Below are 26,622 nucleotides of genomic sequence, written 5' to 3' on the forward strand. Positions count from 1 at the left end.
ACCTTATTCCCTTCTTGTTTGCTGAAAACTATGGTAAAACTGGTTATAGCTTCACTAATTCTATTTAGAAAAGGAGAGTTGTTCACTTGTTTCGCATTGTTTACGTACGCGTGTCCACGGCCTTCCTACTAGCCGCCGCACTGTACACTGTTTTGTCATGGTTTCCCTCATCGGTACAGGCAGAGACTAACACTCAGTTTTACATCGATGAAAACGGAAGTCTTCAAATGAATACAAATACGATCACGGGCGAGTCCCAAGTTTCAGAAGAACAAATGCTTAATTTTGCCCGTAAGGTGAATCCAAAGTTCCCCGCCGATCTTCCGGCTCTGTATCTGTCTATTGGCAACAAATACGGCATTCGAGGCGATGTAGCCTTCTGTCAAATGCTTAAAGAGACCGGATACTATCGCTTCGGTGGTGATGTTCGCGCAAGCCAGCATAACTATGCAGGTCTTGGCGCCTCTGGCAAAGGAAAACAGGGGCTGGCTTTTGCAACCCCACAAGATGGGGTGCGGGCCCATATCCAGCATCTGTTTGCCTATGCTACTAAAGAAAATATTCCAGAGGATGAAAAAATCATCGACCCACGCTTCCGCTATGTTTCTCGCGGCAGTGCCCCTTACTGGACAAGCCTAAACGGAAAATGGGCCATTCCCGGGCGCGGATATGGTCAAGATATTCTTAGACTTCATGAGAAAATCATATCGCAAAAACCATAACAAAAGCCTGAAACTACTGCAAATGCAGTAGTTTCAGGCTTTTTTCTTACTTCATGTTATTGTATGCTAACCTTCTCTTTCACTTGCAGATAGCGATATAAAATAACAGCCGCTTCCGCTTTCGTTAGCTGGCGCTGCGGCTCAAATTCATTCTGCGCATCTGTATTCATAATGTGTAAACGTTTTACAAGACCTGCATACCCTTTATGCTTCATTGATGCTGCATCTGCTAAAGGTATATCAAAAACACCGTCGATCTCAGCTAACTTATCGTACCCAAGCCCCCGCACCACAATGTCTGCGATAAACTCACGTGTAGCTGCTCCATTCGGATCAAAGTTCATCGCTTCTTTCTTCAGGAGACGCTGCTGCACAGCCCATTCTACCGCCTGACTGTATTCACTGTCTTGCCCAACATCACTAAATGTCGGATTCGAAACACCTGGATAATAATTATACAGATAACGGTGCATCGAGTAGACAAGATTCATCAACTCTCCACGTGTAAGCTTCTGATCCGGGTTCACCTTTCCATCTTTCACTTCAATTAAGTTTGCTTCTATTATTTTTTGAAGCTCTTTTTCCAGTGCATGTCCTTTAATATCCTGAACTGGCAGTCCCGTATTATTTACAAGCTGATTTCCGTACGTTTTCCATTCCCCTGTTCGTGCGTCCATGTACTGTGTCATATAAGGAAGAAAAGTCTTATCCTTGAGACCAATCGTGTACATTAGCTTCGCCGAACGATTAGTCTTTCCATCTGATGGATTATATGGGCTTGGTGCTAGATAGTTTAACTCTGCTTTCAGAAGACCGACAATCTTCTCCTTTGCCTGCTCCGGAGAAATGACATTTTTTATTTCCGGAAGTGACTGCTTAAATCCATTGAAATTATAATTGGTAATATCTCCTGTTTCAGCATCTACTGTAACCCATGCTCCTTCACCGATGACACGGACACCCTTTTCTTTCCGCACAAATGTTATGGAGTAATTCAAAATTTTGTCCGGATCACCATTATACAAATTCGGTGTCACACTCGCGATGTACAAGCTTGATAGGCGCCCCGGAACTGCACGACGTACATACTCTTCCGCCTTTGCCTGCGCCTGTTGCTGTGTCACATTTACCTTGATTGCAGCGCCGTCTCTCATTTTCATGTCGTACGCCATTCCGTATGAGTTCATGTTAATGACCTCACCTGTCTCGGCATCTACTGTTGCATTTGTATATTTAGATGTACCATCTTTGGATTGCCAGGAGATATCCCATATTTTACGTTTATACGGCATCGTTTCTTCCCGGTAACTCTTGCCTTGTAATTCCATCTTATCATCCAACTGCACCATTTGACGTGCTCTCGCCATTGCCTGATCTGCATCAAGTTTCAAATTCGTCGGCACGGATACAGAAGTAGAGGACAATGGTGTAGCGCTTTGAACGGTATAGCCCGATTCCAATCCTGTGTTAATATCAAGCGGCTTACCTGTTCTCGCATCAATCGCAGCCGTCGGAAGTGTGCCATAGAACGAATCTGTCAACTGGACAGAAGGGACATAAGCTAGTTCCACTTTACCATTTGGTCGATCCGTGTTTGGTAAATACGCTACTTCCATTTGCAGATTATCTGTATAGTTCTTCAAAACCTCTTCCTTTGATTTCACCTGTCCTTTTTCAAATGTAAGCTTTTTGTCCCAGGAGAAGTCCAGATATCGCATATTTCCTTTGCGATCATATGAAAGGCGCAATCCCTGATTTACTACCGGAACTCCGTCTTCAAGTCGTTCAAAATAGAGGGAATGGTCAAAAAACTGATTCCCTGTATTACTACGAAATTGCTTCTCTGAATCGGCATTAAGTCGTAGATTGTTAGCATATGGCCCGTATTGTTTTTTTACAAAAGAGCGGGCATCCTCAATCACTTTTTCATAGTCCATCTTTGGAGGGAGCGGGCTTGCCAGCCCTTCCTGAGAAGACCAGCGCTGAATGCTCAACAGCGTTCCATCATTTGCATCAATCGATACAGTAATTCCACCTTGTTCCTCTGGTGTATCAGAACGCCATGACAAATTCCACTGGGTCCGTTTCAGATAATTGTTGGCGTCAAGCTCTACGCGCTCTTCCTTGTAAGAATCAGGGATCGAAACAATTTGTTTCGCTTTCTTTATAGCCTCTTCCCGTTTAATAGCTGTATCAGTTTCTTGTACGGTAGAAACCGCAACTTTATCTGCTTTTACCTCTTGTGCAAAAACATTATAGGGTAACATGCCCCCTGTTAGGATAACACCTGCCATAACTGCTCGCGTCCATCGATACTGTCTGCGCTTTTCCATGCACACACTCTCCCCTTGTACTTTTTCCATTACAATATGTATGACGAGATTTATAAGTAATTGTTTCAATTTTTTCTAAAAATAAGAAAAAAATAAGCACCCTGCTTTTCACAGAGAAAGGCAGGGTGCTTTATGTCAGATTATTTTATCCATTTAGTACGGTTCCCCCATTTACATGAATGACCTGGCCGGTAATATAAGAAGCATCCTCAGAGGCAAGAAACACATAGCTTGGTGCCAGTTCATCCGGCTGCCCTGGGCGCTTCATCGGCGTATTTTTACCGAACTGCGCCACCATCTCCGGTGGAAAAGTAGCGGGAATCAGTGGTGTCCAGATCGGTCCTGGTGCAACTGCATTGACGCGAATACCTTTTTCTACAAGCGATTGCGACAGCGATCGTGTAAAAGATACGATAGCACCTTTACTTGATGAGTAATCAATTAACATCGGATGTCCTTTATACGCTGTAATGGATGCCGTATTAATAATCGTGCTGCCCAGTTTGAGATGAGGAAGCGCAGCTTTTGTCAAATAGAACATGGAGAAAATATTCGTCTGAAATGTGCGATGCAGTTGTTCGGATGTAATGTTTTCGATCCCATTCTGCACATGCTGCTCACCCGCATTATTTACAAGAATGTCAAGACGACCGAATTCACTCACAACTTTTTGGACAGCATCCTCGCATACGTGCTCATTGCCCACGTCCCCAGTAATGAGCAGGCAGCGCCTTCCTTCCTTTTCGATGAACTGTTTCGTTTGTTCCGCGTCCTCATGCGCTTCCAGATATAAAATGGCAACATCTGCTCCCTCTTTTGCATATGCGATGGCCACTGCTCGCCCAATGCCGCTGTCACCGCCGGTAATAAGCGCAGCTTTTCCTTGTAGCTTTCCAGCTGCTTGGTACGATGCGCATTCTGCCGCAGGCTGTGGCGTCATTTGCGCTTCAATGTCTGGCTGTAGATATCCTTCTTGAGCAGGCTGAGTTGAAGGGGCAACGATACGATCTGACTGATTCATGTGGATCGTCTCCTTTCTAAAATACGTCTAGGCTACACTAGATGTTGTTCCCCTTTTTCCTCTTCCTGACACAAAAAAAGGACGAAACCACGCGGCTTCGCCCCTCCTACTATTTCAGCATTGCTGCATAGACTTGCTCATCAAGTGCCTTCGCTTTTTCCAAATCATACGTTTTCTCGAAAACGGGTTCCTGAGTGATTTTTGCGCCCCAGAACATCGTTTCGTACACGCCTTTGATCGCAACCTCAATGTTGGATAACGGCATCGCTACTCCTTCCATCTTATCTTCCAGAATGGTGCAGCTTCCAGCGATGGAATACACGGTACCCAGTCCGATCACACATAACGTTACGTTTGGATTCGCCTTTACGTTCGCTACGATTCGGGATGAATTCGTTACTGAGAAACGTACACGGTCAGCCGCCGCTGCCTTCACCCATGAAATTGCATTTACATTTGGTACATTCGTCTCTGCGTCAACTGTGCTTAAAAGCACCAATGTTTCACCGTTGAACAGTTCCATCTGCTGTTCTGTTAATGCTGTTGGGACCTCTTGTTTGCCTGCCATATTCGTTTCCTCCTACATCGCTTTTTTTCCTTTGCCGAGGTAAGCAGCACGCACTTCCGGATTCGTGGCAACTTCACGAGCAGTTCCGCCAATCACAATCTGACCGCGTTCCAGCACACAGGCATGATCAGCAATCCCTAAGGCAGCTTTGACATTCTGCTCGACGAGAATAATAGTCGTGCCGAATTCATCTTTTAACTGCCGCAGCATTTCCATAATGCCTTTGACAATGAGCGGTGCTAATCCGAGAGAGGGTTCATCGAGCATAAGCAGCTTCGGATTCGCCATCAGGCCGCGTGCAATCGCTACCATTTGCTGCTCTCCTCCACTCAAAAGCCCACCCGGACGATCAAGCATTGATTGTAAGCGTGGAAATACCTCAAGTACTTTTTCATAATCGTGCATAACCTGACGGTGCTCCCGGCGAAATCGATGGTACGACCCTAGCATAAGATTATCTTTTACAGAAAGAGAATCAAATATTTGCCGACGTTCCGGAACAAGCGCAATGCCTTTTTTCACAACACTCTCGGCTCGCATGCCTCTAATATCTTCGCCTTCAAACATAATTTTCCCTTCTTTTGGATTGTAAACTCCGGCAATGCTTCCAAGCAGTGTGCTTTTGCCTGCTCCATTCGATCCGACAATCGCAAAAATCTCTCCTTTTTCAAGCGAGAAGGTAATCCCGTTTAGGACATGCAAATAACCGTGATACGTATGGAGACCGTTTACGCTTAGCATATAATCTCCTCCTCGCCCTCTTCTCCGAGGTACGCAGCAATGACCCTCGGATTGTTATAGATCTCTTCTGGTGTTCCTTCTGCAATCTTGCCTCCGTAATCTAATACGACGATGTTATCGGCTACCGCCATAACGGTTTCCATGTCATGTTCAACAAATAAGAACGTCATGCCCTGCTCGCGCATTTGCAAAATTACCCGGACAAGCTCGCGTGATTCCTCTGGATTGAGCCCAGCCATCGGTTCATCAAGCAAGATCAGTTTTGGTTCAGACGCGGCTGCACGGGCAATCTCAAGCAGGCGTTGGTTGCCGTATGGTAGAAGAGCCGCGCTCTCGTATGCGTATGGAAGCAAACCTACCGCCTCTAGGTAGCCAAGCGCCTTTTCTACCATCTCTCGCTCTTCCCGTCCAACGCCAGGCAGGCGAAATCCTGCTCCAAGCAAGCCCGTGCGCGTCCGCAGGTGCATGCCGGTCATCACATTCTCAATTACCGTCATATTGTTGAAAACCTGTAAATTTTGAAAGGTACGGGTAATGCCAAATTTCGCAATCTGATGCGGCTTTTTGCCCGCAAGTTCCTGCCCTTGAAATCGAATCGATCCAGTTGTCGGTGGCATCAGTGCCGTAATCATATTAAACAGTGTTGTCTTCCCTGCTCCATTCGGACCGATAACCGCTACGATCTGCTGTGGATGCATAACGAATGACACGTCATGAACAGCTGTAACCCCCCCGAAACTTTTGGTTATATTATCAACTTCCAAGAGTATAGGCGCTGTCATTATTTCTCCCCTCCTGCCATCCGTACCGTAGTTTCAGTTTGTTCCTCTGAAGCTGTCACTACAGGAGCAGCCGCTATCGGTTTCACTTTCTTTGTGCTGAACCACCTACCTGCGACCTTCTGTAGGGACGGCAGCAAACCTTCCGGCATGTAGATCAGAAGCGCAACAAGCAAGATGCCAAAAAATACAATTTCGAATTCTCCGCCCGCATTGCTTATGACCATTGGGATCACTTCTTTTAATCCTTCGCTTAAAAAAACAAACGCCATGGCTCCTACCAGCGGCCCCCATATATTCGCCACACCGCCAATAATAACCATGATCAAAAAATTAATGGATGCTGTTGCTTCAAACAATTGTGGACTAATAAATGTAATGTAGTGAGCATACAAGCTTCCAGCAACAGCTGCATACGCAGCACTCATCATAAAAACTTGTAGTTTATACGTCTGGCTATTCACTCCGATTGCATTCGACGCTACTTCACTGCCGTGAATGGAACGAAGTGCCCGGCCAACCCGTGATTGAATGATATTACGCGCAAATAGAATGCCACAAAATGCAAGCGGCCAGACTAGATAGTAATAGTCCATATCTGTTATAAATTCCATACCAAACAAATTCAGTACTGGAATACCCGAAAATCCATCTAGACCACCTGTCAAGCTCTTAAACTGCTTAAAAAAGATAAAAATAATCACGCCAAAACCGAGTGTCGCTAGCCCAAGATAATGCTCTGTTAGCTTCAATGCTGGCACACCTATGATGTACGCAATCACAATCGCTACGAGAATACCAACCAGAATACCAGCCAAAGCGGGCCAGCCTAACTTCACCGTGCAAATCGCTGATACATATGCTCCTATTCCATAAAAAGCCGCATGTCCAAGCGAAATCTGCCCAGCATATCCCATCAGCATCGATAACCCCGTCCCGACAATCGTATACAAGCCGACCAGTACCATCATGCCATGCACGTATGGAGATGGGATAATGATTGGAAGAACGAGAAGGATCGCAAGCAGCAGGAGCGGGCCCTTAAGACTTCGATTGTACAGTAAAGCAACTCCCGTTTTCATACACACACCTCCTTACACCCGTTTTCCAGACGATTTAGCAAAAATTCCGTTTGGCAATAAAAATAAAACGAGCAGCAGTACCCCGAAACTGACCGCATCTTTAAAGCCGGTCGTCCACAATCCTTCTGTAAAAGATTCCAGCAGTCCAATAATCATCGCGCCAAGAATAGCTGCAGGAGCATTGGAGATTCCACCTATCACCGCAGCAATAAACGCTTTCATCCCAAGCATTAAGCCCATATTGTAGGAAGCACCGGAGATCGGTGCGATAATAATGCCTGCAATCGCGCCAAGTCCGCCACTCACACTGATAGACAGAAATGACATTTTTTCCGGTCGAATGCCCATCAGTCTGGCGGCAAACCGATTCACAACACAGGCAATGACCGCTTTGCCGACAAATGTTTTCTCAAAAAACAAATACATAGCTACCAGGCTTAAGAGGGAGACGACTATCGCCCATACGCTCTGCTGCTGAATAATCGCACCGCTAATTGAGAAGGGCTGCCCGTCAGTAAGCGGACGCAGCATATGCGGCTCTGTCCCCCATATGAATAAGGCAATCCCCCGAAATGCAATGGCAACACCAATCGTAATAATAATGAGCGTTGGCACACTCGAGTGTCGGGCCGGATAAATCGCCACCCGCTCAAACAAACCGGCGATCAACACGACAGCGAGAATGCTTATGATGATCGCCACCCCATATGGCAGACCTGCCCCAACCGCTGAAACACATATAAGAGCACCAAGCATCGCAAATTCACCCTGCGCGAAGTTAAGTACACCGGTAATGTTATACGTAATAACAAATCCCATCGCGATTAGCGCGTATATACTGCCAATCGTCAATCCGGAAAAAATAAGCTGAACGATCTGACTAAGGGACTCCACGCTCTATCACTCCCCTGGATTATTTTCTTGCCAAAATATCGTAAAAAGAAAGGAAGGCCGACTCCCGCTCCACCGGAAAGCGGATGCCGGAATCAGCCTGTCCCTATTAGTTCTCTTTCAATGTCCACTTGCCATCTTTGATTTCAATAATCGCCAGGGAGTCAGATTTCAGACCATTATGATCTTCTGCTGACATATTGAATGTGCCGGTTACCCCGACAAACCCTTTCGTATCTTCCATCGCTTTCACAATCTTCTCTTTATCATCTCCCGCTGTTTTCAGCGCACTTACGAGAATTTCAAATGCATCCGATGCGTGACCGCCGAATGTACCTGGGGAATAACTGTATTTTTCGGTAAACAGCTTGCTGTAAGAATCAAGAACCGGCTTTTGCTTACTATCAGCTGGTACCTGATCGGCTACAAGTAGGCGGCCTGCTGGAAGGATCACACCGTTCGCTGCCGGACCTGCCAGCTCGATGAATTTGTTATTCGCGATGCCATGCGATTCAATGATCGGCATTGTCATGCCTAGCTCACGGACGTTCTTTGTTACAACCGCTGATTCCTGTGCTGTTCCCCAGATTACAACCGCCTGTGGATTTGCCTGTTTCACGCGCGTTAGCATCGGTTTCGCATCGTTAACGGTTGCTTCAAATACTTCTCTGCTTACAATTTCGATGCCCACTGCTTTCGCCAGTGCTGCAAATTCTTCTTCGCCACTGGAACCAAATGGATTATCTACACCGAGCCAGGCTACCTTTGTCAATTTGTTCGCTTTCAAGTACGCAACAACGCGCGGTACTACAACATCGTCGCCCTGCGCTGTTTTAAACACATACTTTTTCACCGGCTTGTTAACCTTCTTGCTCGCTGCTAATGAAATGTATGGAACTTTCGATTTTTCGACCTGTGGAATCATCGCAAGCGAACTGCCAGATATTGTTCCCCCGATAACGGCTACCACTTTGTCCTGCTCGATCAGCTTCTTCACTGCAATAACCGCTTCATTCTGATCAGACTTGTCATCATACGCCACAACTTCGATTTTCCGACCATTAATGCCGCCTTCTGCGTTTATTTTGTCTGCCATCATCTTAATCGTATCCATCTCCGGCTTACCAAGTGAACTTGCACTGCCAGATGCGGAGAATACCCCGCCAATTTTGATCGTCTCGCCCGCTTTTGCATCACCGGATGCTGGTTTTGTTTCCGTTCCTTTGCTTGAACAGGCTGTGATGGAGGAAGCCAGGAACAAACTGCATACTACAAAAGGCCATTTCTTCATGTGATAAATTCCCCTTTTCTTCTCTTTTATTTTTTATGGTTACTGTGCAGCAGCGGTTCTGTGATCTCCATCAACTCTCCTGTTAGAATGTGCTGCACGGGCATGGCTTCTGTTTTCCAGCTATAAGGTGGTTCTGTTCCCCAAAATGTTGCCCGCTGCGGATCACTGAGATGCCACTTTACAGGTTCCCAGTCCGGGTCATTTGTGAAGTAATCTCCGGTGTACAATTCAATGCGATGCCCGTCTGGATCACGTACATATACAAAAAAAGCATTAGATGTACCATGACGCCCCGGGCTGCGCTCAATATTGGCCGAATATCCGGCCGCTGCCAAATGGTCACATGCATCAAGAATCGTTTTCGCATCATCAATCCAAAAACCAATGTGATGCACACGTGGACCGCTCTCATTAATGAGGGCAAGATCATGCACGCTCGGCTTACGATGCAGCCAGGATGCCCACAATGTCTCTTCTTCCGCCGCTCCCGTTACGGTATATTCTGAGCAGCGGAAACCTAGATTGTTCATATACCAGTCATTAATCATGTTAATATCCGTCACAAGACAGTTGGCATGATCAATCCGTTTCACACGTGCAGCCCGATGATGGGTGAACTTCTGCAACATCCGCTCGACTTTCTCCATCTCACAGAAAAATTCAACCGGAATACCTGACGGATCTTGAATCCGAATCGCTCGTCCCTGTCCTCGCTCCTCATCCTTTGCCAGCCAGCGTACTGGCAGATTATTTTCCAGGAAAAGCTGTGCCAGCCGATCCAGTTCATCTTCCGAACCGACGCGATATGAAATATGATGCAAACTTGCCTTCTCTGCTTTCGTCAGAACGAGACAGTGATGGTTCGCATCTTCTAAGGCACGCAAATATATATGATTGGCATCTGACTCGGTTTCAATGAAACCGAGTCCCCCCACATAAAAGTCACGTGCTTTTTCCAAATCTGTTACGCAAAATTCTGCATGAGCAAGCCGAATAATATCAAACTGGGCCATATGTTTGCTCCTTTGCACCCGTACGCGGTTTTTTGCCGAACTGTGGAATATGATGATCGCCTGTCGCTACGTGAACAACCTGTGTTTCAGTATAAAATTCGAAGCTGTAATGTCCCCCTTCTCGCCCGATCCCGCTTGATTTAGACCCCCCGAACGGAATACGCAAATCGCGCACATTTTGTGAATTCAGCCATACCATGCCGCTTTCGATTCCTTGAGCCATCCGGTGGCCTCGCTTAATATCTCTCGTCCAGATATACGCCGCCAGCCCGTATTTACTATCGTTTGCCATACAAAGCACTTCTTCTTCAGTCGTAAACTTCATAACGGCCATTACAGGCCCGAAGATCTCTTCCCGGGCTACACGCATGTCATTGGTACAGCCTAATAGAAGTGTAGGTGCTACATAGTTCCCTTCCTTATAAGCCTCCGGAATGTATCCGCTTACAACTCCTGCACCTTCCGTCTGGGCAATGGCGATGTAGTTCATAACATTCTCCCAATGTTTGCGATGAATGAGCGGCCCTACTTCCGTCTCTTTTTCCATCGGATCACCGACCACGATGTTTGCTACCCGCTCTTTTAGCGCATCAACGAACGTGTCATGAATGGATTCATGAAGGAATAAGCGAGAATTCGCGGTACACCGTTCTCCATTAAAAGAAAATATCCCCCACACGATTGCATCAAGTGCACTCTCGATATCTGCATCTTCAAATACAATAGCCGGGGACTTACCACCAAGTTCCATCGAGCAGCGTTTTAATGTATCAGCACTGTTCTTAATAATTTCTGAACCAGTTGTGGTCTCACCCGTGAAGGAAATCAATTGTACATCCGGATGCGCCACAAGCGATGCACCGGCTGTCTCACCGAAGCCATGCACGATATTGAAGACGCCTGACGGAAGCCCGGCTTCATCGATAATGTGTGCTAGCTTATTCGCCGTAAGTGGTGACCATTCTGCCGGTTTGAGTATACACGTATTACCAGTTGCCAGTGCAGGTGCTACCTTCCATGTTTCCAGCATAAACGGTGCATTCCATGGCGTGATGAGGCCTGCCACGCCTACTGGTTTATGAATGGTATAGTTAATGAACGATTGGTCGACTTGATACGCCTCCCCAATCATGCGGCTTTTGACCATCTCTGCATAAAAGCGGAAGTTCTCCGCCGCACGCGCCGCCTGCTTCTTGGTCTGACTCACAGGAAGCCCTGTATCAAGCGATTCCAAATACGACAGTTCTTCTGCATTCGCCTCGATTAATTCAGCAATTCTGATGATATAACCGAGACGTTTCTCCACACTCATCGTACGCCACGGTCCTTCATCAAACGCTCGCCGTGCTGCCTGAACAGCTCGGTCAATATCTTCCTTGAATCCTTCTGCTACCTCATTGATTGGCTGATTATTAAATGGACTGATATTTGTGAAGCTCTTGCCCGCCAGCCCTTCGACAAATTGGCCGTCTATATAATGAAGAACACGCTCAATGTTGGATGTGCTCATCGGCTTATTCCGCTCCTACTTTCTCGGTTAGCATCCCATAGCCTACTAGCGTCTGGCGAATCTCCTCCTGCAGGGCATCAGATGGCGGCCCCATCGGCAGGCGCAGAGCCGGATTAATTTTGCCCATCATGCCCATCGCTGCTTTTAACGGTCCCGGGTTCGTGTCTTTAAACAACACATCATTGAGCGGCATAAGCTTATAATGCAGGTCAATTGCCGCTTCCACATCACCAGCTGCCCACAGATTATAAATATCAGCCACTTCTTTTGGCGCAATATTAGCTGTAGCACTCACATGTCCGGCTCCTCCAATGGCAAGCATCGGGTAACAAAGAAGCTCGATACCCGAATAAAGCAGGAAGTCACGACCGCAGTTGAGTAACACACGATTAATATGTTCAAAGTCTTTATTCGATTCTTTCACACCAATGATGTTTTTGCAGTCTTCTGACAGACGCGCAAGCGTTTTCACTTCCAGGTTTGTAGCGGTACGTCCCGGAATATTGTAGATAATAACCGGAATATCAACGGAATCCGCGATAATCTTGAAATGGTTATACAGCGCCTGCTGGTTCGGCTTATTGTAATACGGCACGATAACCATCGCCGCATCCGCCCCCATCTCCTGCGCACGCTTCGTCAAATGCAGCGCTTCTGCATGATTGGTTGAACCTGTACCTGGAACGACAGGGACACGTCCTGCCGCCGTCTTGATCGCTGTCTCCATAACCTGCTCCCGCTCCTGGATGGTCAGCGAACTCGGTTCACCGGTTGTTCCGGTTACCGAAATTCCGTGACTGCCACTTTCGATGTGCCACTCGATCAAACTTTTCAATGCATCATAGTCAACATTCATCTCCTTATCAAATGGAGTCACAATAGGCGCAATCGAACCACGGAGTTTTTGTTTTGCTTCTTGGTACATGTATAGAACCTCCTATAATCATATATTATTATAAAATATTTTATTTTCAGATATTTTATCTGAAAAAAATTTATCTTTTTTGTGGCAGGCTTATGTCTGTTATCCCATTCTCTGATGGTTCCTGGCGATTTTGGAAGGCACGAACAGTGTTCATCTTATGCTCCCGAGCTACAGCTTCAATCTCAGAAGGCTGCGCTTTCTCACGCAATAGCTGAATAATTCGGCTATGCTCCTCAATGGAACGTCGTATTCGCTGAGGCACAAAGGTAAAAGCAGAGCGACGCAGTGTATCCATCCGGCTGGCCACACGTTGGATCTCATCTCGTACATAATCATTATGGCATTTGTCACAAATCACACGGTGGAACTCCTGGTTAAAGCTTCCAAACGCCTCAAATTCAAAATCATTAAGCGCCTGATTCATCTGTTCGTTCAGCGTTTCAAGTCTGATCAAATCTTCTTCTACCAGATACTGTGCACCAAGAGCTGTCGCATACCCTTCCAGCACAGCCCAGACAGACAGTGTTTCACTGTACTCTTTCTCATTAATGGTACTGACAATCGCTCCACTGTACGGCTTATACTGTATCAGTCCATCAGACTCTAACTGTCGAATCGCCTCCCTCACTGGTATAATGCTTAATCCGAGGTCTTTTGCGATCTGGTCAATCACAAGTCGATGACCAGGGCCGTACGTTCCTTCGAGAATTCTGGAACGAATCGAGTTGTACGCATACTGTGTCTTGCTCATCGTATTTTTTTTCATGTCTTAATCATATATAAAATCATATATGATTTCAATCTATTTTCCAAAAAAATCATATATGATTCGTCCATTCACATGTTTGGCACACTTTCGCTTTTACGGCAGTCGGAATAAGGGAACTCCCCTATTCCGACTGCGGCAGAAATATAGTAATTTTAAAAGCATAAGACAAACGAAAAAAATCAAAACAATAAAGGAGAACTTATACGACATGAGTCCTTTTCTAATTCTGTTTATCATTTTTAAACTCGGTCTGATCGCAGCCGTTGTCTATTTCTATCGTTTAATTAAAAACGCGTAAAAAGCAGTTCCTATGCTTCATACGCGTTTCTTCCCTTATAACTAACCCCGGAACTCTATGTTTAATGAAGAGAATCCGGGGTTTTTTCATTTTTTCGCTTCAATTAATACTTCGATATCGTTCACAAAGGTACCGCTTTTTCCACCTTCCTTGGCTACAAGGTATGTCGGACCGATGATCATTTCTTTATCCATCGCTTTGCACATGTCATACACCGTCAGCGCTGTAACCGAAGCGGCGGTCAGGGCTTCCATCTCGACACCAGTCATTCCTTTTGTTTTCGCTGTCGCCTCAATGTGCAGTGTATCTACCCCATTATCCGTGAATTGAATGTCGACCCCAGTCAGTGGAAGCGGATGACACATCGGAATCAGGTCCGCTGTTTTTTTCGCTGCCATGATACCCGCTACCTGTGCAACTCCCAGCACATCTCCCTTGCTGATCTGCCCCTCTTTAATGCGTGTGAGTGTCTCCGACTTCATGATCACACGGCTCCGCACAACAGCGGTCCGGTGTGTGACATGTTTTTCTGTAATATCTACCATACGGGCACGATTTTGCTCATTAAAATGTGTTAACGTATCACTCATCATTAACCCCCTATTTGTGACATACGCCGTGCTGTCGGTTTATGCGACTGCGTCTCCTGATTTAAGGCCAGTGCCATCTCATGATTTTCTGGTTTTGTATTAATGGAACGAACGAATAAGTCCTGAATCGCTTTCTCATCTCCGACAAGAGGACGCACATTCCACTCATCATCCCAATATAAACATGATTTAATATGACCATCTGCCGTCATACGCAGACGGTTACAATTCCCGCAAAAATGATCGCTTACCGGATGAATCAATCCGAACGTACCAGCCGCTCCCGGAATACGGTAATTCTCTGCCGGACCGTTCCCATATACATTCTCGACTGACTCGTACGTAAGCCCCATCTCTGTTACGCGGTCAAACACTGTCTGAAGCGATAAATAGCTCGTACGCCATCCATCATCATTATGTCCAATCGGCATGTATTCAATAAAACGAATCTGTAGCGGCTTATCTATAGATAGACGAAGAAAGTCCATAATCTCATCATCATTCTGCCCCTGCATGAGCACCACATTTAACTTGACGGGATTAAGACCGACACGCAGCGCTTCATCAATTCCTGCCAACACACGCGCTAGTTCCCCTCCGCGTGTAATCATGGCGAACCGATCTGCACGCAGCGAATCAAGGCTGATGTTAACGCGTGTTAACCCGGCCTGTTTAAGTGCTTCTGCTTTTTGTGCGAGAAAAATGGCGTTTGTTGTTAATGCAATATCTTCAATGCCTGGGATTACAGACAACATTCCAATCAGCTTTTCAATTTCTTTACGCACAAGCGGTTCCCCACCTGTAATACGCAGCTTACGGACCCCCATTTTGGCTACAGCTTCCACTACAGCAGCTATCTCTTCGTAGCTCATAATTTTTTCATGTGGTTCAAACTGCATCCCTTCAGCGGGCATACAGTACACACAGCGCAAGTTACAGCGGTCCGTTACTGAAATCCGCAAATAATCATGGACGCGATCAAATCTATCAATGAGGGTATTCACAGGCATCTAGCTCCTTACTACATTCTTTACACAACAACCAATACTATACCATTTTCCCTATTAGAAAAGAAGAGCGCCCACTACTTGCCGCAGACGTAAGCCTGCGCTACACTGAAAACATTCATTTGATAGAAGCTAAGGAGATACAAACATGGACACACGCTACTCAAGACAACTGTTATTCGCTCCAATCGGACGCAACGGACAGGAGCGCCTCGGTAAAAGTCGGGTCGCGGTCGTCGGCATGGGAGCGCTCGGCACCGTGCTTGCCAATCATATGGTACGAGCAGGCGTTGGCTTCGTTCGTCTGATTGACCGGGACTTCGTGGAACCAAGTAATTTACAACGTCAAATGCTGTATGACGAAAACGATGCACGCAATCACCTGCCAAAAGTAATAGCTGCCTACGAAAAACTGCATCAGATTAATAGCGATGTGACGATAGAGCCAATCATCGCTGATGTCACAGCAGTCAATGCCGAACAACTCCTGCAAGACTGCGATCTTATTCTAGATGGAACAGATAATTTTCAAATTCGTTTTTTGCTTAACGATGTTGCGGTCAAACACCGTATTCCATGGGTGTACGGCGGGGCTGTCAGCTCTAAAGGGATGTTTGCTGCGATTCGTCCACACGAGACACCGTGCTTGCGCTGCCTGTTCCCGAATCCGCCAGAAGGTGGGGAAACGTGTGATACGGCAGGCGTCATTGGCCCAATCATTCATATCGTCGCCTCCTATCAAGCAGTGGAAGGGTTAAAGCTTTTGCTTGGGGATGAGAAAAACTACAACCCGAATCTCGAACATATGGAAGTGTGGCGTAACCTTCATACGCAGATGAATATCGGAAGTTCTCGCAACCCGGACTGCCCGACATGTGGACATGAACAGTTTGATTTCTTGACGCTAACGGGAGACGAAGATACGGTTACCTCAATGTGCGGACGTAATAGTGTCCAGATTAGTCCCGCAAAAGAGCGCTCGCTTGATCTAGAACAATTAGAAGAACGGTTCCGTCCGCTTGGAGAGGTCGAGCGTAATCGCTTCCTGCTGCGGTTTCATGTTGGGGAGCATACACTTGTCATCTTCCCGAACGGGCGAGTAGTGATTCAAGGAACGGACGATATTTCGGTGGCGCGGACGTTGTATGCGCGGTATATCGGAGTCTAACATATCATACGAAGCCAAATAAAGCTGTCCTGAAATTAAGGGCAGCTTTTTTACAGTGAGAATCCACATAAGGAAAAATAAGGATCAAAATTGGAACATTTTTCTTGTCGAGTACGTCTTGTATATGTAATCATATTTTATATAGGAGGTTACTTGATGAAAAAGACAACATTCATGTTATCAGCAGTATTAGCTAGTAATTTGCTTCTGAGTTCGGCCGTCCTAGCAGAAATACACGAACCGTCTGCTTCTCTAGAAAAAGAGCACGTACTATCCATTCAGGAATTACCCCAGCCCGTAAAGGATTCACTGGATAAGCTGTACGTATATAAGCCAGAGTTGAAAGGGCTACCAATCAAGATTACCCAAACAAAAGACCCGGTTTTTTCGATAAATCAATACTCCTTAGATTTCAAAAACGACCCTACCATGATACAAGCTATTATTGGACAAGATGGAACCTTACATTATTTTCAGATGGATAAGCCCGATAAAAAGTCAGAACGTCGTCCATCCGATGAAGAGGCAATTAAAAAGGCAAAAGAATTCCTAACGGTTATATATGGTAGCAATAGTAACTACATAGTCTCACATGTTACAAATGGAGGGTATACCTCCACCGATAGAGATGGAAAAGAGTCCGTAAGAGCCTATGCAAGTGTTATATTTATTCCTCTTGTAAACGGAATACCATATGACGGTTCTTTTTTCCTTCAAATCGATGTCAATCAAGCCGGGGAAGTCGTTAACTACTTTAATCGTAATGATCGTATCGATCCAAAGGACTTTCCTATTGCAAAAAATGTCCTCTCTAAGGAAGAAGCCGAAAAGGCTTTCTTACAGTCTCTCACCATGAACTTATATTATGAGGATGAAGAAACCGTCCGTGGAACAACCGATCCGAAAAACGTTAGAACCATACTAAAGTATCAGCCTCAAATGAAGCCTATTGATGCAGTAAGCGGTAAGCCTGTTGAGGAAAATATTGCATACACCCAACACACAATAAATAAGCCTGTTACAGGTCAAGGTAAAGTTTTACAAGCATCGAATGCTAAAGAAGCTACCGCACTACTGAAATCAGAACTTGGCATTCAAGTAGATGGACTTACCTATAGAGAAGATGGAGATGGAATTAAACGGGCAAAGTTATATGAATGGACAACGAAAGACGAGCTGGTCTATGGTGTCCAGACAACAGATAAAGGAGAAGTCATACAATTTGGAGCATTGTCTGTACATAATCCTGACAAAATGAAAGGGGAAGAAAAGATACCTCGGGATGAAGCTGCTGTCAAAGCTCTGGACACGATTAAAAAGTACCTACCAACTTACGTAAAAGAAGTTCAAGTCAATTACACAGAAGAGAATTATCCACATTGGGTAGACAAAAACAACATTCCAAAAAACAATATTCTATTAGTAAGCTTTCGGGAGTTGCATGATAACATTCCGATTATGACCCGTTCAGTTGATGTATGGGTCAATCTTGGTACAGGTGCTGTTGAACAAGTTTTCTTGCCACCTTCGATAAATTCAGAATTACCAGATGCTAGCAAACGAATTACTAAAGAAGAAGCGGTCAAATCATATCTGGCTCATCATCCACTGCAACTCCAATATGTCTGGCCGCATTATTTTGACCGGAAGGCAGAAAAACCAATTTTGGTTTATGCGCCACAAACGAAACATGTTGCTGAATACGTAGATGCACTAACCGGTCAGATTGTTAGACCTTACGAATAATAACAAGATTACCCCATATTCGATCTTCACTTAATGCAAGCGCTCTTTAATATAAAATATGGAAAATGACGAGTACGGATCAAAATGGTGAGAGAGAAGAGAAGAAGAGAAAAATAAGTATGATGTCAATGTAGGAAAAGACAAACACCCTTTCCGTCCCGAGATCACTCTTATGTTTTCTCTCCCTCCATCTTATTTTCACAGAAAAAAGGTGATGGCATGAAAAAGTATTTTTTCTTACTTATCCTAATATGCCTCTTTACTTTTACAGGCTGCAATCAAAAAGAAAAAGAAGCTGCAAATTCACAAGAGACAGCAAAACCAGCTACAGCTAGTGAATCCAAACTACATCAAGCAGGGTTTACATACTCAGTAGATGAAGTCAAAAGCAGACTTTCCAACCCATCATCACACTACAAAGGGAAGAATACGAAGCCCGAGATCAAAGCAGGTGAATGGTCATTTAAACCAATGAAAAATGATAAGGAAGGAAAAGCTCTCTCCTCTGCTAATGCAGTAAATACATATCAAAGATTCATTATTACGCCTAATAAGAAAAATAAAGTGACTATCATATGTGCTGCTACATTTTTTTCAGGTGAATTAACAGATACAACGTTAGAAGAAGCGATTAGAGCAGCAGAAATAACGGCTTCTGCTATGGGAATAGAAGGCGACGAAATAAAGAAAAAAATCCGTGAGTTACTTGTATCAGAGAATGAGTTCAATCTAATCGAATTCGGAGAACTCGGACTAATGAAGCGTGTCAGAAAAGATGACCAATTAGGTATAACCGAACTTTCATTCATTATGGTTACAAATGGAAACCGGGATAATCAATAAATACTAAGGAGAAAACATATGAAAAAAATAGTAGTAGGTAACACTGTTGCAGTTGCGGCCCTTTTATTTTTAGTCGGTTGCGGAGAAACAACCACGTCTTCTAGTCAACAAAAAACAGTAGAAATTAACCTAGTAAAAGGCGATAAATACATCGGTGAGACAAAGATGAGACGTGTTCCTGATGGGCAAGGGAGAGTTGTAACTGCAGACGGATCACCTTCCTACGAAGGGACATTCAAAAATGGGCAAATCATCGAAGGGAAATACTTTGACAGTGGAAAGTTATTCTATGAAGGCAGCTTTCAAAATTGGAAGCCTGAAGGAAAGGGAACCCTTTACAAGGATGGGAGTCCAATGAACGTTGAGTTTAAGAATGGGAAGCTTATATCTATGGTGGATGTAAGCAAAAAAACAGCGGCAAAACCAAAAAACAATACAATCACCATCACACAAGCACAGTTTAATCAAGTTAAACTTGGGATGTCGCTCAACCAAGTTGAGCAAATCGTTGGTGGACCAGGACAAATATCTTCCGAATATGGAAAATCTGGTGATAAGTCTTACTGTATGACTATCGTGTATCCAGGGAAAAGAGATGACGATCTCATAGCTACAGCGCACTTCACTTTTGTAGATGGAAAACTCTATAGTAGAACACAAACAGGACTGCAATAGTTATGAAATAATGAGTTCCTTTTTGGAAGATACTTTTTTTGGAGTAATTTCATTGCTTGAAAGTAATATCCTATAACACGAGTGGCAACTACTCGTGTCAAATTGTAGATAAAAGGCCGTACTCTATATACAGAAGTACAGCCTTTATCTTTAATTATTGTATTTGAATCTTAATTTGATTACGCCAATACCTGCTGTACCTGATGGTCCAGATCCTGATTTAAAAGCCCCGCAATCAAGTTTATAATTTGAACCAACAAGTGCATCAACGTCAGTTCCACTCCAATTCGCGCGATTACCAAGCATTCCAGAAGACGATCCATCCGAAAACACAACTTCAATTCTACACATAACCCCATTAGCAAATCTCATTTTCATTCCAGTCACATACTTATTCTGATCTACATCTAGGTAGTGAGGAGCACCACCTTTTGGATTTCCAACAAAGTTTCCTGAATGGTCAGTATAAATGAATTGAATTCCATCAATAGAGTTGTACTCACGAACGCATATTTGTTTAATTTCACCTGGTTGATCAATTATGTTTGTGGCAGATACTCCTTTACTCTCTTTTCCGAGAGTTGCTAAACTATAAGGTCCCATCCAAATCGTTTCTAAGTTCGGATCTACAATAGCTGGTTCGCTCTCACGTCCAGGCAAGTAATTGTGGAGTTTGAAGGTTGTAGACATATCTGCTGCCATTACAGCAATAGCGTCATTTATCCATCTTTCTTTTATGGCCTGGCAAACACCTTGGAACGTTGTTTCAACAGAATTAAAGTCGTCACTGTAATTAATAGTTGATTTTGTTAGTGTATCTTCAGCCTCTCCATGAGCAGTCCAATAAAAAAATGGAGGGACTGTTGTACCGTGTTTGTCTGTATACCATCTCGTAGTAATTTGATTTTCTCTCCATGTTTTCCACTTAGGATAAATATCGAGGAAAAACTTATGATAGTCTTGATATCTGCTTGTTAGATCCTTTTGCCATACGGTCGTATTATCCTCACTATATATTTCTCTACCATGACTGAATCGTTCCCTGAGAAGGGTTAAGTGTATGTTAGCGATAGTAATTGTGAAAGGGATAAGGTGAAAGGAGTTAGATGACTTTGTGAGTTTATGATGCATGATATTTAGTTGTGTAAGCATCGAGGTCATAAACCCACCTCTTTCATGGTTAGCAGCCTCGACGTATTGCCTCATAGTGTCTTCTAAGCCTTCAATCTCGTGCTTCCGTTCCTCCATCTCTTTGTCTAATATGGATTTATCCACCAATTGCTTCGTTTGGTCTTTTATTAGACTCCAAATATCCACTTTATCAGTTGGCCATAGTTGCCCAATAGCAAACGAAACGAGTGATCCCACAACGGGAATTTTTTTTACTACAGCATCTGTAATGTTTTTAATTCTATTATTCCAGGTATCAGCAGGTATCAAACTTTTACTCCCCTTCCTTAACGAATCCACAAGTCTTAACTATGGGACTAAATAAAAAATTCTGTACATAGTAAATAATCCCTGCTGAAAGTTAGGAATTATTTATCTTGCTATTTTCGTTTACCAGCTATCAAGGATATAGCTTCTCCACTTTCCAAAATCCATCTTATGGATTATACTTAATAACGAACAAATGTTTCCATCAAACTTACTAATCTAAAAAGGTAGGATTTTTCATATGAAAAACCAACATTACCAAGAAAAAATTTCAGAACAATTTTAAATCGAAAGGGAGCAAATAAAATTTCGAACATCCCCTCCGAGGTAGTAAGTCTATTAAATATGGGGAAAATTGAAAGTGTAAATCTGACGGAATGGTTAGCTGTTAATCATATCTCTCTGCTACACAATACCCTTCCTGAAATTGGTTTACAGAATTACATAGATGAAATATCAAATGCAGTCAATAACTTAAAAGAAAAGACAATAATGAAAGTTATCCCGACTATCGGAGGGAAGCTACTCGAAATACTTAGCAAAAAAAGTGAAGAAGACTATTCTGCTTATTTCCTTCCGCTTGCCATGCATAGATCAGATAGCGTTCGCTGCTGGGCAGCCTATGTAATTGGATTAAACCGTGATCTATCTATTACGGAAAAGCTTTCGCAAATTAAACCCTTTGCTGCGGATAAACATTTTGGTGTAAGAGAGATTGCCTGGATGGCAGTGCGAGAATCGATTACACAAGAGTTAACAAAGTCCATCACTATTTTAGAAAAATGGACTGTCGAAAATGATGAGAACATCAGGAGGTTTGCTATTGAATCAACACGTCCCCGAGGGGTTTGGTGTAAACATATTACTCAATTAAAACAATGCCCTGAGTTGGCAATATCATTATTAGAACGTGTAAAATCTGATCCAAAAAAGTATGTTCAAGATTCGGTTGGAAATTGGTTAAATGATGCCAGTAAATCACATCCTGAATGGGTCAATGTTCTTTGTGACGAGTGGCTAAGAACTTCTGATACAAAGGAAACAAAGCGGATTGTGACCAGAGCCAAGAGAACGATCACGAAAAAAAAGTGAGGTTTTTCCATACATCTTTATGTTACAAAAGAGGAAAAACATCGTAAAACAGGTGTATGTAAAATATGGAAAATAGAAGGATGGTTAAGTGAGATCATGAAGGTAATAACAAAATGGTATCAAAATCTACAAGAAAAAAGTGAGCGCAGACGCGATACTTTAGGTCAGTTACTGCATACTTGTATTTTCTACCCTTTACTGATGACAGCAACTATGTATCTTATGAATAACTACGGGTGGAAAAGTACGATTCCACTTCTTATCATCGTTATTATCTTCGGACATAAAACAGAAGATGTCGTTTTTCGTGTACTTGGTCCATTTGGGTTGAAGATTATAAAGCAGCCGTATCACTTCCTGATTTCTCTACTTGTTGTGTTTAGCTATATATATTTTGTATCAGGCATGTATCACTAACATGTAAAATACCGTCCCTCCCTCAAAACTGAAAGGATGGAAAAAGCGAGTGCCTTTTCCATCCTTTCCACCGTTCTCGTATCTTCTCTCTTCTCTCCCTTTACTCCAACTCTCCACTTTCAAACAACTGATTATACTCGCTTCGACTCAAAAGCACATCTCGCGGCTTGCTACTTCCTGTATAACCAGAAATAAATCCTTTCTCTTCCATCATATCGATCAGGCGTGCTGCCCGGTTATATCCAATCTGGAAGTTACGCTGCAAAAGGGAGGCTGATGCCTGTCCATTCTCCACGCAAAACCGAACAACTTCCGCAAACAACTCATCCAGATTCTCATTCAGCACCGCATGGTTCAAATCTTCTTTCTCAAACAAATACTGCGGTTCACCCTGGCTGCGTACGTATTCCGTAACTGCTTCAATTTCCTCATCCGATACATACGGTCCTTGTAGACGCTGTGGTTTTGAACTGCCACTTGAATAGAGCATATCGCCGCGACCTAGGAGACGCTCGGCTCCTCCCATATCAAGAATCGTACGTGAATCAGTCTGCGACGATACCGAGAATGCTACACGAGTTGGAATATTTGCTTTGATTAGCCCAGTAATAACATCGACGGACGGTCGCTGCGTTGCAACGAGCAGATGAATGCCGCAGGCGCGTGCTTTCTGAGCGATGCGGCAGATCGATTCTTCGACATCCCCTGGTGCCACCATCATCAAATCTGCTAACTCGTCAATAATAATAACAATGCTCGGCAGTACAAGATCTGGCTGGTCTGGATAGTTGCGGCGCATTAGCTCATTGTAGCGCTTCATGTCACGAGCACCTGCTTCCGCCAATTTTTCATAGCGGCTATCCATCTCCTGCACCGCCCATTTCAACGCCGCAGTCGCCTGTTTTGGATCGGTCACAACTGGTGTAACTAAGTGCGGCAAGCGATTGTACGGTGCTAACTCGACCATTTTCGGGTCAATAAGCAAAAGGCGCACTTCTTGCGGTGTGGCTCTATACAGCAAACTTACAATGATCGAGTTAATGCATACACTTTTACCGGAACCAGTCGCCCCCGCAATCAGACCGTGGGGCATTTTAGCCAGGTCCACGACAACTGGCTCCCCGCCAATGTCGACGCCAAGCGCCACCGTAAGTGGTGCGTCTGATTCCTGGAATACAGGCGTCTCCAGAATCGAGCGTAAGTAAACCGGTAGACTATGCTCATTCGGCACTTCGATCCCGACTGCCGAACGGCCTGGGATGGGTGCTTCAATCCGAATATCACGGGCAGCTAAACTTAGTTTAATGTCGTCAATTAGATTGGTAATTTTATTTACCTTCACACCCGGAGCAGGTTGAATCTCATAGCGTGTTACAGTCGGTCCTTGTACGGCTCCGATTACTTCAGCGTTCACATTGAAATTGGCAAGCGTACGCGCTAATACATCCTGCTGATGATACACAAACGCCGTATCATGCGGCTCTGCGTCCGGAGCCGCAGCTAGCAGTGCAAGTGACGGATTATCGTAGACAAGTGCCTCCGGGTGTACGGAATGCAAGGATGCTTCTACAACCTGTGGCGACGAAACCGTTCTCCCCGGCACAAAAGGCTGTATAGTCGGTGCTTCTTTCTTCTCCTGTATCACCGTCGAAATCTCAGGAACAGTAGGCAAGACAGCACTTATCTCTTCCTCTGGTTCAGGAATGATCGGTAATGACTGTACGACGATCTCAGGTACAGGTTCTTGTTCTAACGGTGTAGGTGGCGCTACATATGTAATTCGTACGTCTGGAACTGTTGCCACCGACGTTTTCGACTTCGTTTCTACGGTTGGCATCTCTGGCTCTGGAGCCGATACTGCTACCATTTCCGCAGCAGAGACAAGCTCAGGTTCAGGCTCAACCTTCTCCGTTTGCACCAGCGGCGTCGAGGCGCTCTTGTGCTCCGGCTCAGTCGGATACTCTATCACCGGCGGCGTAGGATTTTCAATCGACTCAGGCGATGTCTCCTTAAATGACATTGGATGCCGGAGTGACGGCGTGAGCGCCGTCGGCTTCCAGCGCTCGGTCTCTTCTTCTGATTGATCTGGTCTACGGCGACCGTATACAGGGGAGATGACTTCGGTCGGTCGGAACGGTCGCTTCTCCTCTCGCTTGACAACAGAACGGTTCGGCGTCTGTGTATTTACCTGTTTTTGTGACTCAATAGATGTACGAGATGCAGACGGCGAAGAAACCGAACGACGTGCCTCTTGTTCTTGTACCTGCTTAGCCTCTTTTGGTTCATCTGGAATCAGCGGAAAACGAAACGTTTCGTTACGACGCGTCCGCTGCGTCCTACCTTGCTCTTCTGTCTGCGGATGTTCGCGCTCAGCATCTGATGGGTAGCGTTCCTTTTTGTTCTTTGGGTAAATCGTAGCCGTACGAATAGCCAAATTACGGTTGGCAATCGGCATGGAAGACGACGCATCCGATTCTCTTCTAAATTCTTCTGTTTCAACTTCTTCTTCATCTATTTGAAACCACTTTTTAAATCGCTCAATCCAATTTTTCACTGTTCTCTCCCTTTCCCCACAGCACTGTACGATGTGTTGCTCTATTATTGTAGCATGCCTTTCCTTGCTTTTCCTATCTTCTCCTCGTATATGAGTGAAATGGGACCATTTTCTCTCCGCTTTCTTTTTGTGTATAATGAACGTACAAAAAATTTTCAAGTAAAGTTGAGCATGAAAGAAAGGTTTTTTGTATGAACCATATACAGGGCAAGTATAATATTAAAGCGGTTTCTACCATTGTGGGAATCACGACGCATACACTTCGTGCCTGGGAACGACGCTACGGAATTATTGAGCCGCAGCGTACTGAATCCGGGCATCGACTATATACAGAGGAAGATGTCGCTACGCTGCGCTGGCTCAAGGAACACGTTGAAAAAGGACTTCATATTAGTAAAGCTGTCAGTCTGCTAAAGGATGGAAGGATGCACCACTCCTTCTTACCACCAGAACCAACTCTGCGATCCGCGCATGTTACTCACACTGAGCGTCCACTGATCACTCGCAAACGACACGAACTCATCGGAGCCCTGCTCGCGTTTAATGAATCAGAAGCCCATCATGTTCTTGACCTATGTCTGTCCATGTGGGATGTAGAATCTGTACTACACAATATCATCATCCCGGTATTTATTGAGATTGGCGATCGCTGGGGGCGCGGAGAGATTAGTGTGGCACATGAGCATTATGCAAGTCAGCTGCTTACCCAGCGCATTCACCAGTTTTTCCGACACACCCGTGTGAATCCTGCCATGCCACGTATTATCACAATGGCAGGGCCAGGCGAACAACACAGCATCGGCATCGCGATGTTCTCCCTTTTTCTGCGGCATCGTGGTCTGGATGTGTATTTTCTAGGAGCGAATATGCCTGGAGAAGGATTACACGCCATCCTCACTACAATTCAGCCTCATGCTATCTGTATATCTATTACACTAGAGGAAAATCTTACACATTTGTTGAAGCATGTTCATGAACTTCGGAAAGCTTATCCGGCTCTCGTGATCGGCATCGGTGGACAAGCAACTCAGCTGCCCGCTTTCCCGGAAAATCTTGCTCCATATGCAATCGGGACGACACAATCCGATTGGGAGAATTGGCTATCTAACCTGCTCGATGCATTTTATCATTCGTAACAGATGGAGGCTGA

At 44.7% G+C, this 26,622-nt stretch carries 23 protein-coding genes and 1 pseudogene; 8 read left to right on the forward strand and 16 right to left on the reverse strand.

Features of this window, described 5'->3' with window-relative positions; all coding sequences use genetic code 11:
* Positions 1–86 precede the first annotated feature (86 nt).
* Positions 87–722 carry a glucosaminidase domain-containing protein gene (locus PO771_RS14705; RefSeq protein WP_272560429.1) on the forward strand — a complete coding sequence of 212 codons (636 nt, stop codon included), beginning with the start codon at positions 87–89 and terminating at the stop codon, positions 720–722.
* Positions 723–778: 56 nt separating this feature from the next.
* Here the strand turns inward: PO771_RS14705 and PO771_RS14710 are convergent, their stop codons facing one another.
* The 14 genes from PO771_RS14710 to moaA form a co-directional block, all read right to left on the reverse strand.
* Positions 779–3,055: a YcdB/YcdC domain-containing protein gene (locus PO771_RS14710; RefSeq protein ID WP_272560430.1), complete on the reverse strand. Its 2,277-nt coding sequence runs from the start codon at positions 3,053–3,055 to the stop codon at positions 779–781.
* A 145-nt stretch (positions 3,056–3,200) separates the two neighbouring features.
* A complete protein-coding gene (locus tag PO771_RS14715; RefSeq protein WP_272560431.1) occupies positions 3,201–4,076 on the reverse strand; it encodes an SDR family oxidoreductase in 876 nt (291 codons plus the stop codon).
* Positions 4,077–4,185: 109 nt separating this feature from the next.
* On the reverse strand, positions 4,186–4,644 hold the full coding sequence (locus tag PO771_RS14720) for a pyridoxamine 5'-phosphate oxidase family protein (protein WP_272560432.1): 459 nt from the start codon (positions 4,642–4,644) through the stop codon (positions 4,186–4,188).
* A 12-nt stretch (positions 4,645–4,656) separates the two neighbouring features.
* A complete protein-coding gene (locus tag PO771_RS14725; protein ID WP_272560433.1) occupies positions 4,657–5,385 on the reverse strand; it encodes an ABC transporter ATP-binding protein in 729 nt (242 codons plus the stop codon).
* Positions 5,379–6,167 carry an ABC transporter ATP-binding protein gene (locus PO771_RS14730; RefSeq protein WP_272560434.1) on the reverse strand — a complete coding sequence of 263 codons (789 nt, stop codon included), beginning with the start codon at positions 6,165–6,167 and terminating at the stop codon, positions 5,379–5,381. The genes PO771_RS14725 and PO771_RS14730 overlap by 7 nt, the downstream gene beginning before the upstream one ends.
* Positions 6,167–7,246: a branched-chain amino acid ABC transporter permease gene (locus tag PO771_RS14735; protein ID WP_272560435.1), complete on the reverse strand. Its 1,080-nt coding sequence runs from the start codon at positions 7,244–7,246 to the stop codon at positions 6,167–6,169. The genes PO771_RS14730 and PO771_RS14735 overlap by 1 nt, the downstream gene beginning before the upstream one ends.
* Positions 7,247–7,258: 12 nt before the next feature.
* On the reverse strand, positions 7,259–8,140 hold the full coding sequence (locus PO771_RS14740; protein ID WP_272560436.1) for a branched-chain amino acid ABC transporter permease: 882 nt from the start codon (positions 8,138–8,140) through the stop codon (positions 7,259–7,261).
* Positions 8,141–8,246: 106 nt separating this feature from the next.
* Positions 8,247–9,428 carry an ABC transporter substrate-binding protein gene (locus PO771_RS14745; protein WP_272560437.1) on the reverse strand — a complete coding sequence of 394 codons (1,182 nt, stop codon included), beginning with the start codon at positions 9,426–9,428 and terminating at the stop codon, positions 8,247–8,249.
* A gap of 26 nt (positions 9,429–9,454) precedes the next feature.
* Positions 9,455–10,441, reverse strand: a complete 987-nt coding sequence (hpaD, locus tag PO771_RS14750; RefSeq protein ID WP_272560438.1) for a 3,4-dihydroxyphenylacetate 2,3-dioxygenase — start codon at positions 10,439–10,441, stop codon at positions 9,455–9,457.
* The gene (gene hpaE / locus PO771_RS14755; protein ID WP_272560439.1) at positions 10,428–11,951 is read right to left on the reverse strand and encodes a 5-carboxymethyl-2-hydroxymuconate semialdehyde dehydrogenase; all 1,524 of its coding nucleotides are present in this window, start codon (positions 11,949–11,951) and stop codon (positions 10,428–10,430) included. Before hpaE ends, hpaD begins: the two co-directional genes overlap by 14 nt.
* A 4-nt stretch (positions 11,952–11,955) precedes the next feature.
* Positions 11,956–12,876 carry a 2,4-dihydroxyhept-2-ene-1,7-dioic acid aldolase gene (hpaI, locus tag PO771_RS14760; RefSeq protein ID WP_272560440.1) on the reverse strand — a complete coding sequence of 307 codons (921 nt, stop codon included), beginning with the start codon at positions 12,874–12,876 and terminating at the stop codon, positions 11,956–11,958.
* 70 nt (positions 12,877–12,946) lie between these two features.
* Positions 12,947–13,642 (reverse strand): GntR family transcriptional regulator, encoded by a 696-nt coding sequence (locus PO771_RS14765; protein WP_422664956.1) that lies wholly within the window; start codon positions 13,640–13,642, stop codon positions 12,947–12,949.
* A 387-nt stretch (positions 13,643–14,029) separates the two neighbouring features.
* Entirely contained in the window at positions 14,030–14,533 is a 504-nt protein-coding gene (moaC, locus tag PO771_RS14770) for a cyclic pyranopterin monophosphate synthase MoaC (protein WP_272560442.1), read from the reverse strand.
* A 2-nt stretch (positions 14,534–14,535) separates the two neighbouring features.
* Positions 14,536–15,543: a GTP 3',8-cyclase MoaA gene (gene moaA / locus PO771_RS14775; protein ID WP_272560443.1), complete on the reverse strand. Its 1,008-nt coding sequence runs from the start codon at positions 15,541–15,543 to the stop codon at positions 14,536–14,538.
* Positions 15,544–15,688: 145 nt separating this feature from the next.
* On the opposite strand from moaA, the gene PO771_RS14780 reads away from it, so the two are divergent.
* From PO771_RS14780 to PO771_RS14795, 4 genes are all read left to right on the forward strand, one after another.
* On the forward strand, positions 15,689–16,708 hold the full coding sequence (locus tag PO771_RS14780; protein ID WP_272560444.1) for a ThiF family adenylyltransferase: 1,020 nt from the start codon (positions 15,689–15,691) through the stop codon (positions 16,706–16,708).
* A gap of 156 nt (positions 16,709–16,864) precedes the next feature.
* Positions 16,865–18,454 carry a YcdB/YcdC domain-containing protein gene (locus PO771_RS14785; protein WP_272560445.1) on the forward strand — a complete coding sequence of 530 codons (1,590 nt, stop codon included), beginning with the start codon at positions 16,865–16,867 and terminating at the stop codon, positions 18,452–18,454.
* Between the two features lie 219 nt (positions 18,455–18,673).
* On the forward strand, positions 18,674–19,297 hold the full coding sequence (locus PO771_RS14790; protein WP_272560446.1) for a hypothetical protein: 624 nt from the start codon (positions 18,674–18,676) through the stop codon (positions 19,295–19,297).
* Between the two features lie 18 nt (positions 19,298–19,315).
* Positions 19,316–19,972, forward strand: a complete 657-nt coding sequence (locus PO771_RS14795; protein ID WP_272560447.1) for a DUF3862 domain-containing protein — start codon at positions 19,316–19,318, stop codon at positions 19,970–19,972.
* 150 nt (positions 19,973–20,122) lie between these two features.
* Here PO771_RS14795 and PO771_RS14800 read toward each other — a convergent pair whose 3' ends face one another.
* The gene (locus PO771_RS14800) at positions 20,123–21,412 is read right to left on the reverse strand and encodes an insecticidal delta-endotoxin Cry8Ea1 family protein (protein ID WP_272560448.1); all 1,290 of its coding nucleotides are present in this window, start codon (positions 21,410–21,412) and stop codon (positions 20,123–20,125) included.
* A gap of 276 nt (positions 21,413–21,688) precedes the next feature.
* On the opposite strand from PO771_RS14800, the gene PO771_RS14805 reads away from it, so the two are divergent.
* Together PO771_RS14805 and PO771_RS14810 are read left to right on the forward strand one after the other, a co-directional pair.
* On the forward strand, positions 21,689–22,501 hold the full coding sequence (locus PO771_RS14805; protein ID WP_272563183.1) for a DNA alkylation repair protein: 813 nt from the start codon (positions 21,689–21,691) through the stop codon (positions 22,499–22,501).
* 96 nt (positions 22,502–22,597) lie between these two features.
* Positions 22,598–22,918, forward strand: coding sequence for a hypothetical protein (locus PO771_RS14810; protein WP_272560449.1), 321 nt, complete (start codon positions 22,598–22,600; stop codon positions 22,916–22,918).
* A gap of 100 nt (positions 22,919–23,018) precedes the next feature.
* Here PO771_RS14810 and PO771_RS14815 read toward each other — a convergent pair.
* A pseudogene (locus tag PO771_RS14815) lies at positions 23,019–24,446 on the reverse strand (DNA translocase FtsK); the annotation flags it as partial.
* Between the two features lie 1,217 nt (positions 24,447–25,663).
* Here PO771_RS14815 and PO771_RS14820 point away from each other — a divergent pair.
* A complete protein-coding gene (locus PO771_RS14820) occupies positions 25,664–26,608 on the forward strand; it encodes a MerR family transcriptional regulator (RefSeq protein ID WP_272560450.1) in 945 nt (314 codons plus the stop codon).
* The last annotated feature ends 14 nt before the right edge of the window (positions 26,609–26,622 follow it).

This window comes from Aneurinibacillus uraniidurans (assembly GCF_028471905.1).
In the GTDB taxonomy this organism is placed as follows: domain Bacteria; phylum Bacillota; class Bacilli; order Aneurinibacillales; family Aneurinibacillaceae; genus Aneurinibacillus; species Aneurinibacillus uraniidurans.